15 protein-coding genes are annotated in these 14,510 nt (G+C 67.4%); 4 read left to right on the top strand and 11 right to left on the bottom strand.

Features of this window, described 5'->3' with window-relative positions; genetic code table 11:
* Window positions 1-109: 109 nt before the first annotated feature.
* From QP090_RS36030 to QP090_RS36000, 7 genes are all read right to left on the bottom strand, one after another.
* A complete protein-coding gene (locus tag QP090_RS36030; RefSeq protein WP_285944241.1) occupies window positions 110-376 on the bottom strand; it encodes a hypothetical protein in 267 nt (88 codons plus the stop codon).
* 96 nt (window positions 377-472) lie between these two features.
* The gene (locus QP090_RS36025) at window positions 473-748 is read right to left on the bottom strand and encodes a hypothetical protein (RefSeq protein ID WP_285944240.1); all 276 of its coding nucleotides are present in this window, start codon (window positions 746-748) and stop codon (window positions 473-475) included.
* A gap of 127 nt (window positions 749-875) precedes the next feature.
* A complete protein-coding gene (locus tag QP090_RS36020; RefSeq protein ID WP_285944239.1) occupies window positions 876-3,044 on the bottom strand; it encodes a hypothetical protein in 2,169 nt (722 codons plus the stop codon).
* Window positions 3,041-4,036, bottom strand: coding sequence for a DUF2637 domain-containing protein (locus QP090_RS36015; RefSeq protein WP_285944238.1), 996 nt, complete (start codon window positions 4,034-4,036; stop codon window positions 3,041-3,043). The genes QP090_RS36020 and QP090_RS36015 overlap by 4 nt, the downstream gene beginning before the upstream one ends.
* 127 nt (window positions 4,037-4,163) lie before the next feature.
* Window positions 4,164-4,655, bottom strand: a complete 492-nt coding sequence (locus QP090_RS36010) for a hypothetical protein (protein ID WP_285944237.1) — start codon at window positions 4,653-4,655, stop codon at window positions 4,164-4,166.
* Window positions 4,652-4,999, bottom strand: a complete 348-nt coding sequence (locus tag QP090_RS36005) for a WhiB family transcriptional regulator (protein WP_285944236.1) — start codon at window positions 4,997-4,999, stop codon at window positions 4,652-4,654. Before QP090_RS36005 ends, QP090_RS36010 begins: the two co-directional genes overlap by 4 nt.
* A 79-nt stretch (window positions 5,000-5,078) precedes the next feature.
* The gene (locus QP090_RS36000) at window positions 5,079-5,249 is read right to left on the bottom strand and encodes a hypothetical protein (protein WP_285944235.1); all 171 of its coding nucleotides are present in this window, start codon (window positions 5,247-5,249) and stop codon (window positions 5,079-5,081) included.
* A 261-nt stretch (window positions 5,250-5,510) separates the two neighbouring features.
* Here QP090_RS36000 and QP090_RS35995 point away from each other — a divergent pair, with 261 nt between their 5' ends.
* Window positions 5,511-6,653, top strand: a complete 1,143-nt coding sequence (locus tag QP090_RS35995; protein WP_285944234.1) for a helix-turn-helix domain-containing protein — start codon at window positions 5,511-5,513, stop codon at window positions 6,651-6,653.
* Between the two features lies 1 nt (window position 6,654).
* Here QP090_RS35995 and QP090_RS35990 read toward each other — a convergent pair whose 3' ends face one another.
* The 3 genes from QP090_RS35990 to QP090_RS35980 form a co-directional block, all read right to left on the bottom strand.
* Window positions 6,655-7,119, bottom strand: coding sequence for a GntR family transcriptional regulator (locus QP090_RS35990; RefSeq protein ID WP_285944233.1), 465 nt, complete (start codon window positions 7,117-7,119; stop codon window positions 6,655-6,657).
* A gap of 189 nt (window positions 7,120-7,308) precedes the next feature.
* Complete coding sequence (locus QP090_RS35985) at window positions 7,309-7,524, bottom strand: hypothetical protein (RefSeq protein ID WP_285944232.1); 216 nt, start codon at window positions 7,522-7,524, stop codon at window positions 7,309-7,311.
* On the bottom strand, window positions 7,521-7,895 hold the full coding sequence (locus QP090_RS35980; RefSeq protein ID WP_285944231.1) for a hypothetical protein: 375 nt from the start codon (window positions 7,893-7,895) through the stop codon (window positions 7,521-7,523). The genes QP090_RS35985 and QP090_RS35980 overlap by 4 nt, the downstream gene beginning before the upstream one ends.
* Window positions 7,896-8,043: 148 nt before the next feature.
* Here QP090_RS35980 and QP090_RS35975 point away from each other — a divergent pair, with 148 nt between their 5' ends.
* The gene (locus QP090_RS35975; protein ID WP_285944230.1) at window positions 8,044-9,192 is read left to right on the top strand and encodes an NsdA family TPR-like regulatory protein; all 1,149 of its coding nucleotides are present in this window, start codon (window positions 8,044-8,046) and stop codon (window positions 9,190-9,192) included.
* On the opposite strand, the gene QP090_RS35970 is transcribed toward QP090_RS35975, so the two are convergent.
* A complete protein-coding gene (locus tag QP090_RS35970) occupies window positions 9,189-9,758 on the bottom strand; it encodes an NUDIX hydrolase (protein ID WP_285944229.1) in 570 nt (189 codons plus the stop codon). The genes QP090_RS35975 and QP090_RS35970 overlap by 4 nt on opposite strands.
* A gap of 441 nt (window positions 9,759-10,199) precedes the next feature.
* Between QP090_RS35970 and QP090_RS35965 the strand changes: the two genes are divergently transcribed.
* Window positions 10,200-11,237 (top strand): serine/threonine-protein kinase, encoded by a 1,038-nt coding sequence (locus tag QP090_RS35965; protein WP_285944228.1) that lies wholly within the window; start codon window positions 10,200-10,202, stop codon window positions 11,235-11,237.
* Between the two features lie 375 nt (window positions 11,238-11,612).
* A partial coding sequence (locus QP090_RS35960) for an NACHT domain-containing protein (RefSeq protein WP_285944227.1) occupies window positions 11,613-14,510 on the top strand: 2,898 nt, incomplete at its 3' end.

The following is a 14,510-nucleotide window of genomic DNA, read 5'->3' as shown; positions in this document are numbered from 1 at the left end:
GGTTCGTGATCGGTTGGGGCGCGGCCTCGGCGCTCGTGCTTGGTGGCTGTGGCGCCGAGGCCGCATGATCTTTAGCGCTTCCCGCGGATGCGGGTGCTGAGGATGTGGGTCAGGAGGCGGCGGCCGAGACCTGCCGGGCGAGGGCGCGGGCCGTGGTGTGAGCCATGTGCAGCCGTTTGGCGATGGTGTTGGACGTTCCGCCGACGGCGAGGATCGAGGCGGCGGCGATCCGTCGTTCAGAGGGCGTGAGGGCGACGCGGCGCACGCCTCGAACGGCCAGGTCGATGGCGATGAGGTCGACGATGCCGTCTTCGGGGAGCAGCCATACGGGCCGTCGTCGGGACTTCCGCTGGCCGCTGCGCTTCGGCTGGGTCATGATGGTGTGGCCTCCTTCGGTTAAGTGATCGGTTGGGGCGGCGGTCCGGCGTCGTGCTTGGTGGCTGTGCGCCGGGCCGCTTTTGCGTTGAAGGACCTAGCCACGCGGCCCGCTGCGGTCGCGCGTGTTCCGGAGAGCGGCGTAGATGCGGCGTCCGAAGCGGAGCTTGGCGCCGGTTCCGTTGCACCGTCGGCAGGGGTGCCAGGCGCGGCCGGTGGGCGAGTGGAACCGACCGAGGCCACGGCAGGGACGGCAGGCGCGAAACGGCCAGACGGCGCAGGCGGCGATGTAGCCGACGCTGGCCACCAGGGCGAGCAGGAGCAGGCTTCCGGACGGGTCGTTGGAAGTCGCGGCGGCGGCGAGGATGGTCATGACGTGCCTCCCAGGGCTGTTTTCGGGCGTGTGAGGTGGCGGGCGCTACCCGCTGCCTGTGCTTGTTCGCGCAGGTGAGGGGGTGGCGGCCCGGGTAGCGCGGGCGCTACCGGTGGCGGATGTGCCGCTACCCGGCGACGGCGTCGCTGCGGCGGTTGATCGCGGTGTCCACCGCGTCGGCGTGGGCGCCCTTGAGGGTGCGGCCGTCGCGCTTGACGTTCACGCTCGGGACTCCGAACGCGCGGACCTGGGCGGAGATCGCGTCCGCGGTCACGTCGGCGTAGTGCTCGGGGAACGTCTCGGCGAGGCGAGCGGCGATCTGCTGCCAGGGAAGGCCGCGTTCACCGGGTCCGTAGATGCGACGCACATCGGCGAGCGCGTCGCGTGCCTCGCGGGTGACATCCTCACCGGCGGCCATCCCGGACAGGGTTCCCGCGCGCTGCCGATGGGCGCGGGCCGCGGTGAGGATCTTCTCTGAGTCCTCAGCATCGGCGAGATAGGTCCGCACGGTCGGCGTTGCGTCGGCGGCGCCGCGCAGGATGCCGACTCCCTTGTAGGTCGGCAGCAGGGTGGACGAGTCGTACCCCTCCGAGTACGCGCCCGAGCCGAGCACGAGGTCCGAGACCTGCCACGATCCGGTCCGGAGCGAGAACCGGATCTGGTGGTTGTCGCGGAACGCGTTGAACTGCTGGGCGACCTGCCCCGAACCGATGCCGCTGGGCTTCTGCGTGGCGCCGAGCACGATGACACCGGCGGCGGGGGCGACCTTGACCAGGAACACCAGGAGCTTGGCGATCTCCTTCGAGGCGTCCGTGTCGGGAAGGTCGAAGTACTCCTGGAACTCGTCGATGACCACGAGCCGGACCGGCATCCGGTACTTCGGGTCCCGCGCGATCTCGCGGGTCAGCTTTCCTTCGGGGCACACGTCCACGGGCAGCTCGGAGAGCCGCTGGTATCGGTCCTGGACGTCAGCCTCGATCCCGCGCAGGGAGTCGATGAACAGCTCGACGGGGTCGCCATCGCGAGTCATCGCCATGCCGAACGCGCAGCGGTCGGCGACGAGCTTGAACTTGCGCCAGTCCGGCGCACCCTTCCCGTCGAACACCGACAGCTTCACGTACGGGTCCAAGGCGGCGTAGAGGGCAAGCACGCGGGCGGAGAACGTCTTGCCCTGCCGGGGTTGGGCACCGATGAGGATCGAGTTCCACATCATGTCCACGGCCACGCGGTTGCCGCGCTCGTCCATTCCGAACGGGGCGGCCTCCCAGATGTCGGTGGGCTTGCACGCCAGCAGCGGCGTGCGGCCGGCCGGGATGGCGAGGGGATCGCGGTCGGCGACCCATAGCGCGTGACGCCGGTGGGAGGTCGGGTCACGGGTGATGAACACCTGGGCAAGGGCCACGTCCAGCCCGGAGGCGATCGCGGACTTGGACTTGACGGCGTCGTCGAGGCCCTTGCCGTGCGGGAGGTCGACCAGCACGCGCGATCCCTGGCCGTCCCGGGACATGGTCGAGCCGAACTGGATCTGCTGTCCGGGCTTGTCCGGGTCGCCGAGCTTGGCCGCGTAGTAGGCGCGCAGCACGATGTCAGGGTTCAGCTTGCGGAAGCGGGGCGCCACGACAGCGGGAGAGATGATCCGCCGGTCTGCCGGACGCCCGATGCGCGCGAGCAGGGGAACGGCCACGGCCACCGCGATGGCGCGTGCGCCCCACGAACCGGTGGCGACCACCGAAACACCCACGGCGGTACCGGCGGCCTCGCCGAGCAGGATCACCCCTCGCCATGTGCGGGTGTTCTTCGCCTCCCGATGCAGCTTCATCCATAGCTCGGCGTCGTTGCGGTCCGCGGCGTGCTGCCTCAGAGAGTTCTGCTCGGCGACCCACCACCAACGCAGCTGGCGACCGATCAACCGGAACACCCCGATGCCGGCCCAGAAGCCGCCGAGCAGCGCGTACCGGGGAGAGCGCACGGCGTGATAGCCGAGCTGGTGCGTCCAACGGCCGATGGCCTGCCGGGCGGACGCCTTGACGCTCGTCCAGGTGCGCAGGGCGGCCGGGACGATCGGCTGCCACTGTCCCGAACGGTCCGGAGTGTCGGTCAGCACAGGAGTCACCGCGGCGGACGGCTCGTCGTCCAGGACGACTTCGTAGTGGGTGCCCGGACCGGCGGACGGCTTCGTCCGCTCCGTGGTGGTGACGGTAGGGCTTGTCACGGTGTTGTCGTTGGGCTCCTTGCTGGCGGGACGGAGTGGGATCAGAGCCCCCATGGCGGAGGTGTCGGTGATGGTGCCGGTCACGACTGCCCTCCCTCGCTGCTCGTGTCGTCCGGCGAGGCGGTCATGGTCTTCAGGCGGATCAGGAGAGCGCCGACACGCTCGTTGCCGGCGGGCCGGCCCGCTTCACGGAGCGCAGTGGCGAGGCTGTCGCGAGTCAGCGGTACGCCACGCTCGTCCGCTTCGGCGGCGATGCCTCGTCCGATGGGCATCAGGTCGTCCACGTCCGGGACGGTCCGGCGCTTGGTCCCGGACCGCCTACGGCGTCGCGCGGATCCGGGTTGGGAAGACCGTCCAAGCCCGCCGATGGTGGCCGTCCGGTGCGCCGTCCGCTCATCCGTGTGGGACGAGGCGGGCTCGTCCGCCGGACGGTCCGCCGGACGGTCCGCAGAGTCGTCCGCTGCCGTGAGCACACCGGGCGCGGCGGGCAGATCGGCGACGGGGACGAGCTCTCCGAGCTTGTAGAGGGCTTTGGTCCGGCGAGGCGCCCTCCAACGCCAGGCAACAGCGCCGTAGGTGTCCTTGAGGTCGGTAAGTGAGAGGACCCGGTCGCGCTCGCGCATGAGGGCGGACGGGTACGAGCGGGTCTCCCACAACACCATCCGGCGCCAGAGGCGGACGGTGGATGCAGGGGAGAGCAGCCACCGCGACAGCCGGATGGAGTCCAACCGGGTACCGGCGGCGAGACCGGCGCGGGTGCGGACGACGTGTGCGGCCACTTCGACCGCGCCGATCCACAGCGTCGGAAGCATCGCGTGGGCGACGATCCCGAACGCCGAGTGCTCCCCGGCGATGTTCAGGTAGACGGTGGCGCCGGTCAGCGACCACGGGACCAACCGCAGCCAGCGGATTCGCATGTCCAAGCGCGCAAGCACGATGTCCAGCGCGGAGAACACTGCAATGCCCACGTCGATCCCGATCGGGACGGTGAACGCGAACCATCCGAACGAACTGCGGGCAGCGTCGGCGACACGGGCGAAGCTGTTGACGAATCCGAGCAACCCGAGCGCGGCCACCAGGGCGCCGACCGTCGCGATAGCGGTCTGCTCGTGTTCGCTCAGCGGTCGAGTCCGTGCGGCGGCGGTCGGCTCCCCGGAGTTCTGGACGGCCGTCAGGTGGGCCGTGCCTGGCAGGGATTGGATGTCAGCCACGGTGGCCTCCTTCGGGGAGCGCGCTCGTCTGGAAGGAGGCCGATGTGATCTCCGGCCTCTCGACGTCGGAGGCAGACGGGGGCAGAGAGGGAAGCGTCGCGATGGGGGTTCCGTTGGCGTGCATGACGGCCTTGGCGACGAGCAGGACGTTCTCGGCGTCCAGGCCGCCGAGCATCACGCGGAGATCGACGGGAACCCCGCCGATGCCGGCGGCGATGCGGAGGATCGATGCCTCGGACGTGGAGCAGGGCAACTCACCGCCGTCGAGCGCACGGATTGCAACGTGCCAGTCGACGAACGCCATGGGGCCGCTGTCGGCGCCAACGCCGTCCTCGACGGTGACGCAAGCGCGCACGAAAGCCGAGCGCGTCAACCACATGCCGTGCCCGACCAGCAGGCCGACCGCGGCCTCGTCCGAGTAGTTGCCTTGGGCGCCGGTCAGCAGCAGCGCGGACAGATCACTAGCGGTACTTCCCATGTTCACGCCGCTCCCGCGTAGAACTCGTTCGTGTTCGTGGACTCCCGCTCCGTGGACTCCCGCTCCGTCCGCGACATGGCGACCTGGGCGATTTCGTCGGCGGTGAGTCCGGCCCAGATGCCTCGAACGGGCCGGACCCGGATCGCGTACTCCAGGCAGGCGACCTGTGCCGGACACGTGGCACAGATGTCCTTGGCGATGTCCTCGCGGGCGGTACGGACGTCGGGGTGTTCGTCTCCTGCCGCGGGGTCGGGTCCGTTGTGCAACTCGGGGTCGAACAGGCACTCGGCGTCTTCCAGGCACTCGTCTCGCAGGTCGGGCAGCGGAAGGCTGCTCGGCTGGACGTTCACGCGAACCTCCGGGTCATTCGTTGAAGTGATCGGTTGGGGCCGGCGGACTCGATGCCGTGCTTGGTGGCTGTGCATCGGATCAGTCGAGGTGAAGGGCGGAGGCGAACTCGGACAGCGCGTCGGCGCCCTGCGAGATGAGGGCACCGAGGTTGCTGACCAGGTGCGCCGCCGCCGTGGGGTTCTTGAAGACGAAGAGGACGACGATCGCGCCGACCAGGTAGCGCGGCCACTTCTTCGGCTGGGGGTACATCAGCGCACCTCCGTCAGGAGTTTGCTGAACAAGTAGGACATGTATAGATAACGCTGCTGGGGGATCACCTGTCAAGTCCCTTCGGCTGGGTGAGGGCCTCGGCGTTGTCGGCCCGTCGAGTTCAAGACTCGTCGCCACGGCAGCGGCCCAACAGATGACAACGGCTGACGGTGGATGACAGTCACCCCCTTGTCACGCCGAGCGAAACCGGCAGAATGGCAGGCCGGTAAACATGTGCGACCTGTTCTGCGAGGAGTGCCGGTGACCCCGTTGCGTGCCCAGCGGGAGCAGCGCGGTTGGAGCAAGACCCAGCTCGACGTCAGGCTGAGGAGCGCCGCGAAGAGACGCGGCGAGGCGCTTCCACAGGCCCAGAGCCTCGCTCGGCAGATCGCCCGCTGGGAGAACGGCCACGGCGCCGTCAGCGAGCTCTACCAGCAGCTCTTCTGCGAGGTCTACGGCTGCTCCCCGGTTGAACTCGGGTTCGTGTCGCTCTCCCCGCCGGCGGCGCCCGATCACGAGTCGCCGGACGAGTTCACGCTGGAACTGGCGCGGGCTTCAAGCGTTGACGCTGAGGTCGCCAAGCTCCTCCAGGCGCAGACGGACGGCATCCGGGCTCTCGACGCGCGCCAGGGTGCCCAGCTCATCCACGGCCAGATGCGCGCCCACATCGCCCACGTCGAAGAGCTGAACCGGCATGCCGTCGTGCCCGGTGTGCGCGGAATGCTCGCCAAGGTGCTCGCGGACACTTCCGCGCTGGCAGGGTGGCAGGCGCTCGACGTCGGCACGCTCGGCGAATCGTGGCGACACTTCGAACGCGCCAAGTCGGCGGCGCGAGAGGCCGAAGACCCCTCGCTGCTGGCGTTCGCGACCGCCGAACAGGCGTACGTTCTCCTGGACCTCGGAAACGCCGAGCAGGCGGCGGAACTCGTCGGGCACGCGCGTCGCCAAGCCGCAGGCAAGGTGCCGAGCCTCATGAGCACCTGGCTGGCCGCCGCTCATGCGGAAACCGCCGCCGCCCTCCATGACGCCGACGCGGGCGCCGTGCGCAGAACCCTCGACGAAGCGGCCGGCCTTCTCCCCACCGAACCGGATGAGCACCTCCCCTACCTGGTGCTCAACGAATCGCACCTCGCCCGCTGGCGCGGGAACTGTTTCGCCCGCCTCGGTGACGCCGACGTGATCGAGGACCTGAGCGCAGGGCTCGTCGGGGTGGACGGCACCTTCGCGCGAGCAGAGGCGGGCGTGCGAATCGACCTCGCCACTGCTTTGCTCGTCCGCGGTGAGCGGGGGCCGGCCGATGAACATCTACGGGCCGCCCGGGTCCTCGCATCCCGAACCGGATCACTCCGCCAGAAGCGCCGAATAGACCTGCTCGTCGACCGCATGCGCCACGCTCAGGAGTGATTCAGCGGTCGGCAGCGCGTTCCAGGACGATCCGGCCCTTGCCGTGGACCACCTTGACGAGGCGACGGCCGTCGAGCTCGCTGAGTGCGGAACGGATGGTGTTCCGAGACGCCTGGAACTGTTCGGCGAGCTGGGTTTCGCCGGGAAGCCGCGAACCCGGGGGATAGTCACCGGCTTCGATGGCCGCGACGAGCTCGGCAGCGATGCGCCGGTAGCGCGGAGTCTTGTCCGCTTGATCTTCGCTGCGGACGACACGTCCCACGGCGGGAAGGCTGTCCACCAGGCCGTCGTTTTCGAGCTTCTTGAGCGCCTCGCGGGCGGTGCCGCGGGCGACGCCGAACTCTGCCGAGACAGCCGCTTCCGAGGGAAGCTTGTCGCCGGGCTTGAGGTCGCCCCCGCGGATGCGGTCACGCAGGGCAGCAGCGATCTTGAGATATACGGCTTCGCTGCTCTTGGGCCTGACCACGTGGTTCCTTCCGCCGGCGTGCGATGACAGCGTAGAGGGTGCCGTCCGGAGCGGGACGGCACCGACGAGCGGATGCATTCGTGCGGGAACTGGCAACACGCTGCTCGCTCCGATCGGCAGCAGCACGGGGCGCGGCGCACGCTGCCCCCTCGCCAGCGTGCGCCGCGTTCCGCTCTCTGCCTGGAATGCTCACCGCGTGATGCGCATGATCGCGCCGGTGAGCTCGTCCAGTCCTGGGCCCTCGACAAGGCGCCACTGTTGGCCGACGCGCACCACGGCCCACCACTGGCGGGTGTACAGCCCGAACCACACCACGATGCCGGGGAAGCGCCGCCTGAACACTTCAGGCGTGACTCCGCGTCCGGGCGGTGGTGTGGGGTCGGCGAACCGCGTCGGTGCGGTCACCGGGCCGGCTCCGGGTCGATGCCGTCGAGGCTGAGAACGCGGCTGATCCGATCGGCCGCCCGGTCGATCTCTTCGGCCGGGCAGAGGTACTCGAACTCCGATGGAGCCTTCCGCGTCGGCCCGGACCACACCCAGAACCACGCGAGCCGTCCGGCGCCATCGGGTTGGCAGATCATCATCTGGCGAAGACCCGGACTGAGAGCAACCGCTAGCGGGTCGTGCTTGCTCGGATCGGCGGCCGTGTTCTTCGCCAACACCATCCGTGCTCCGAACGACTCGGCCACGAGACCGCGTTTGACGAGTGCCGCCGTGAGCGCTTCGAGAAGAGGGACGACTCCTTTGGGGCTGATATCCGACTCGTGGACGCTCACCGGGGTTCTCCGTTCCGCTCAGGCTCCGAACTGTGCTGCTGACGTGGAGCGATGACATCGGTTCTCTGCACCCCGGGGAAGCCCACACCGGTTAACACCAGCCTGTTAACGCGGTGGGGAGTCGGTACCTGTGGGACATGCTGGGTGCGTGACTTCGGATGGCGACGACGGGGCGGACACGACCCCGCTACGGCGGACGCGGGCGGAACTCGGCTGGAAGGTCTCCCAGCTCATCGCGACCTTGAGACGGCGCGCTTCTCAAACCGGGGTGATGCTCGGCAGCGACAAGAGCCTGAAGACCACGATCTCCCGTCATGAGAACGGCCATGTGGAGCCAGACGCGGACTGGCGCAAGCTCTACCGTCTCGCCTACGGCCGGACAGACGACGAGCTCGGCTTTCAGACCGTTGTGAGCGCCTCTGACACCCCGGGACCCGCGGACGACCTTCGGCAGCAACTCGCGACCGCGCAGCGCGTCGACATGCGTGTGGTTCAGCAGATGCAACAGCAGGTCCACCAGATCCGGCTACTCGACCGACGCCTCGGCGCCTCATCGCTGCTCGAACAAACCCGCTCCGTGATCACCACGCTCACCGAACTCGCCCATTACAGCCTGAATCCGTCGGTGCGCCAGGCGCTCGCAGCGGTCCTGTCCGATGCCGGTGCTCTCGCCGGGTGGCAGGCGCTCGACGTCGGCGCAGTCCAACAGGCGTGGGGCCACTACGAGACCGCCAAGACCGCCGCACGCGAGGCAGACGCACCCGTCCTACTCGCGCATGCCATGGGGGAGCAGGCGTACGTCTTGCACGACCTCGGCCGGATCACAGACGCTTTGGGCCTCGTTCAAGAGGCGCAGAAGCTCGCCGGCGAGAGCGCGCCGGTGCTGTTGCTGTGCTGGCTCCATGCCGTCGAAGCAGAGGTACAGGCCGCTTCCGCGGACGACAGGTGCCGTCAGGCACTGGATCGCTCAGCGAAGCTCCTACCCGCAGATGCCACCGATCCGGAGTTGCCCTTCATCACGTTGAACCGTGCTCACCACGCTCGCTGGCGCGGCCACTGCCTCGCCAGGGTCGGCGACGGCGAGGCGATCGACTACCTGTCCGTCGCACTCACCCAGATGGACAAGACATTCATCCGGGCCACGGCCGGCCTACGGTGCGACCTCGCCCAGGCGTTCGCCACGCGAGGAGAGCTCGACGAGGCCCGCAAGCACCTCCGGAACGCGCGCCTCCTGGCCAACCAAGTCGGCTCGGTACGGCAGCGCAAACGCATCATGAGCCTCGGGCTGGCGGCCTAGGAAGCGGTCGCCTCGCCACGCTTGGCCAGCAGGTACAGCAGCCCCACCAACGACCCGGACCCGAGTACCTCGCCCTTGCTGATGAGCTCTAGGACGGTGTTCATCGGCAGCCAATCGATGCGCGCGGCCTCTTCCAGGTCCGTCGGCTCGCCCACCAGTTCAGCCCCGCGACCCATGTAGACCTCATGCGGCGTGTCCACCATGCCGACCATCGGCTGGAAACTCACCGCGTGCTCCATCGGCCCAGGACGCCAGCCGGTCTCTTCGAGCACCTCACGCGCAGCCGCCGCCGCACCCTCTTCGTCCTTGTCGACGATGCCGCCGGGGAGTTCCCAACCCCAGGAATCGTCAACGAAGCGGTGGCGCCACATCATGAGCACCTCGTCCGCGTCGTTCAGGACAAGCGCGATCGCGACCCGCTGGAGCCGCACCACGTGATGCTCGAACCGCTGGCCGTCCGGCGGCTCGATGTCGACCATGGTCAGTCGGACCCACGGGTTGTCGTACACGGTGCGTTCGCCGAAGACCTTCGTCCTCAGCTCCTCCGGGCGGTCATCGCTGCTCACCCCGAAAACACTACCCGCCCTGTCCTACATGTCCACTGGTACGGCCACCCCGCCCGCCATACGCCCCCGCGGCGCTCACACACCCGCCCGCTGCCACGCCACTTAGCCAGGATCAGCGGAAGATCAGCAATCAAGAGCTCCCAGCCGTGAATCGTATGGCGGGCAACACCAGCCAGTGAACCAACGGCCAACGCGGAGATGAGACCTTTCTGTACTGTTTCAGGGCGCCGCTTCGCGCCGCCGCCAGAGCCCGCCCGCCCCGGCGCGCCGGGCGTGCGGCCTGTTCCGTCCGGTCCCGCCGCGCCGGGGCAGGTAGCCGCTTGTTCTGCTTGACGCTTCCTCGCTTGTGGGCAAGGTTGATGCCCCAGGGATTGATAGATGAGAGTCTGCAATGACCTTTGAACAAGCCAACCAGCCTGTACCCGGCAGAAAGGGATTCGAATGGAAGGTACGCCTTGGTTTGCCCCTTTCGTCTACGCTGGCTTTGTTCTCGTCGTCCTGTTTGCCCTGTTCGGTATTTTCCTGGTGATCCATCGCCGCTGGCGACGACTTCGGCAGGTAGCGCAGGACGCCTCAGCACAGCGGGCGACAGAAGCCTTCACCACGGCTGCTTCGCAGCCTCACTCGCCAGCGCTACTGACCGTGACCAGGCGGGAGTTCGGTGCCGCCACCTTGTCGACGGGCCGGTTCACGCTGCTGGAAGAACTCGGCCGCGGCGGCATGGGTGTGGTCTGGAGGGCCCGGGACAGCGTGCTTGGGCGGCAGGTGGCGATCAAACAGCTCCTTCCGCTCTCTGGGGGCTCTCCCGACGTGCAAGAAACCATGCGAGCTCGCATGCTGCGTGAGGCCCGGGCCGCTGCGCAGCTTGCCCACAGGAACGCCGTGACCGTCCACGACGTTCTTCTCGACCAGGGTTCGGTTCTCATCGTGATGGAACTGGTCAAGGCGGTGACGCTCAACAAGACGGTGGAGTGCGAGGGGCCGCTGCCGCCCGCGCGGGTTGCCGCAATAGGCCTTGACATGCTCGACGTGCTGGCGGAAGCGCATGGACTCGGAATCATTCATCGCGATGTTAAGCCCGCGAATGTCCTTGTCCAAAAGGATAGATCGATAAAGCTTGCCGACTTCGGCATTGCGCGGTTCGAAGGTGATCCGACACTTACCGAAGCGGGCGCAATCATCGGTACCCCGGCCTACATGGCTCCGGAGCAGATCCGAGGGCTTGATAGCTCGCCTGCCACCGATTTGTGGGGACTCGGTGTCACGCTCTTCTACGCTGTTGAAGGGCTGTCCGCTTTCGGCAGGCCGAGCCCGACAGCGGCAATGGCCGCCGTCCTGACCGACCCACCTCTCAGTCCGCAGCGCGCAAGGTCGCCGCTGGGCCCGTTGCTGATGAGCTTGCTCACGAAGGACCCATCGGACAGGCCCACAGCGGCACAGCTACGTTCCGAGTTGTCACAACTCACGCGAAGCATCTGACACATCACTGGCCCGTTCTAAGGCATTCTCGCCCTCCACGCCATGGAACCACCCGCCTCCACAACCTCCAGCAGTGGATCCGTCTCGCGCCGCTAGGTCCGTCGTGGACACCTCAACGGGACACGGTCGGTGTGGTGTCAGGTGACCGGATGTGGCGGTCACCGAAGTCATGCATTGCCTCGAATCGGCAGTCAGATCGGTGAGGTGCTTGACAGGATTGGTGCGGTTTCGGACGAGAGTGGGGGCAGGGTGCTTGTAGAAGCGGTGATCGGCTGGATGACAGGGGTCCTTGGAAACGGGCTTATGGGCCTCGTTCGACGTGGCCCGGATGCACGCGCGCTGCACGACGCTGTCACACAGGCCGTTGGTGAAGTCTTGAACGGGCTGCCCGACCGGGACAGAGAGCAGGTGCGGACGGCGCTTGGTCTGTGCTTTGACCAACCTCCGGCCAGGCTCGTCAGTTCACATGTCTCGTTCGCCGAGGGGTTGCGTGCTGCCGTAGCGGCTCAACTGAGCCCCCTCACCCAGATGGTGTCCAATGACCGCGACGCCCGCCCGTTCTACGACACGGTGACCGTCGCTCCGCAACGGTTGGAAGACGATCTGTACGGAGCGTTGATCCGATCACTGCGGCGAGCTGCGGCAGGTTCCGGTGTTGCAGAGCTGGTCCGGGCCCTGGATACCGAGGGCATCTCCCAGCGATTGGACGAGATCCTCCGCCGGGTGTCTCCTTCTGTCCCGGACGGCGATGTCTCGGCCGATTTCATGAAGGTACGCAGGGAGTACCTGGAACGCCTCCTCGTCCGTCACCGGCGGGTGGACCTGGAGATCTTGACGCCTTTGACCGAGCAGGGCGAGCACCCGGTGATGTTGCTGGGCAAGGTGTTCATCCCGCAATCGGTGCGGGAAGACCCGCCGCCAATGGAGCTCTTGGACCTGCCGCGGGAGGTGCTGTTGAGACTCTCGGCGGAAGGTGAACCCGTCGAGTTGCCCGGAGACCTTGATCGCGCCCGGCTGGAGCGGGCCCGGCGTGCCTATCGGGAACGTTCGCCGCGCCCCGTCTTGGATGCACTCGCCCAGTCACGTCAAGCTGTCGTGCTGGGAGATCCGGGCTCAGGGAAGTCGACCCTAAGCCGGTATGTGATGCTGGCGTTGGCAGCCACCCAGACCGCTCCGGACGACCATTCCTGGGCCGTGGAGGCCGTGCCGGCCGATTGGCGGGGTCGCCTCCCGCTTCTGGTGGAGTTGCGCACCTACGCCGACCCGCACTGGCGCGGTAAGACGTTCCTGGACCTGATCGACACCATGGGCCAGGAGCAGCATCTCGGCTTGCCCAAGGGCCTGCTGGAGGAGTTCCTGCACACCGACGGACACGCTCTGGTGGTCTTCGATGGACTAGACGAGATCTTCGACCCGCGGCTGAGGGAAGAGGTCTCCAGGCAGATCGAGGGTTTCGCCGCCCGCTACCCGCGCGTTCGAGTCATCGTCACTTCCCGCGTGAAGGGCTACAGCCGCGCTGTCCTGGACGCTGCAGGATTCACCACCTACATGATCCAAGATCTAGACCGGCCCCAGATCGAGGAGTTCACTAAGACCTGGTACGGGCACAGTTGCCCCGACGACGCGGCTCACGCCGCACGTCTGCTAGGCCGCCTGCTGAAGGCCGTCAATTCCTCTGCTGCAGTGGCAGAACTTGCGGGCAACCCCATGCTGCTGACGATCCTGGCGATCATCGCTCGCCGCCGTGAGCTTCCACGCGAACGCCGGGAGGTCTACCGACACGCCGTCACTGTCCTGATCGAGCACTGGGACGTCAACAAGCACCTAATGCAGAGCGATACTGGTACTCCGTACCTTGATGCTGAGGACAAACTCCTCATGCTGCACTGCGTCGCTCGCCGCATGCAGGATGCTCCCGCAGGTTTGGCCGGTAACCACATCCCGGGCCGAGAACTCACCGAGGAGTTCGAGGCCTACCTGAGTGAAAGGTTCGGCCTCGCCCGGGACCGAGCCGTTCCCGCCGCTCGTGCAATGCTCCGCCAGTTCCAGCACCGCAATTTCATTCTCTCCAGCTTCGGCGCTGGCCTCTACGGCTTCGTTCACCGCGCCTTCCTGGAATACCTGGCCGCCGATGACATCCGACAGCGTTTCACCGACCGCACTCTCAGTGAAGACGACCTGCTCGCCCTCTTCGATACCCACGCCCCGGACCCCGCCTGGAGCGAAGTTCTACTGCTACTCATCGGCGTGATCCCCGAACAGTTCGCCATCGAGGCCATCCGCCGTCTCATCACCACTGACCCGCACTGGGCTGCCAGATCCAGGCTGCCCCTCCCTCGCCTCCTCGCGCTCCGTGCTCTAGGCGAGATCCGCCGCCATACCGCCCTTGCCCCCCACGCCGCTACCATCACCCCGGCTCTCACTCACCTCCTTCGCGTAGCCGCCAATCGTGAGGATTCCTTCGACTCGGCCCTCAGCACCGCACTGGACCGGGCCCTACCAGCATCGTTTCAACGCCCAGAATGGCTGGACACCCCCCAGTACCAAGTTTGGTACCAGGCATCAAAGCGCACATTGAGCGGCATATTTACAACCCAAACGGCACAGAATGCTGCAACGCTGTTCGTTCTCACTCACTCCGGAGACCGGACAGCTCTCCGCGACCGTGTCGCCAACGATGAGAACTGGGCAGTTCGGCAGGCAGCGGTGGAGGCCGTTGCCCGGGGTTGGCCCGAGGACTCTGACACCCTCGCGTGGCTCCGCGACCGTGTCGCCAATGACGAGGACGGGGCCGTCCGGCAGGCAGCGGTGCAGGCTATCGCTCACGGCTGGCCCGAGAATCCCGACACCCTGTCCCTCCTCCGCGACCGTGCCGTCAACGACGAGAACGAGGACGTCCGGTACGCAGCGGTGCAGGCCGTTGCCCGGGGTTGGCTCGAGGACTCCGACACCCTGTCCCTCCTCCGCGACCGTGCCGTCAACGACGAGAACGAGGACGTTCGGCGGGTAGCGGTGCAGGCCGTTGCCCGGGGTTGGCTCGAGGACTCTGACACCCTGTCCCTCCTCCGCGACCGTGCCGTCAACGACGAGAACGAGGACGTTCGGCGGGTAGCGGTGCAGGCCGTTGCCCGGGGTTGGCTCGAGGACTCTGACACCCTGTCCCTCCTCCGCGACCGTGCCGTCAACGACGAGAACGAGGACGTTCGGCGGGTAGCGGTGCAGGCCGTTGCCCGGGGTTGGCTCGAGGACTCTGACACCCTGTCCCTCCTCCGC

This window comes from Actinomadura xylanilytica, from assembly GCF_030283145.1.
In the GTDB taxonomy this organism is placed as follows: domain Bacteria; phylum Actinomycetota; class Actinomycetes; order Streptosporangiales; family Streptosporangiaceae; genus Spirillospora; species Spirillospora xylanilytica.
This window is presented reverse-complemented; position numbering and strand designations above follow the sequence as displayed.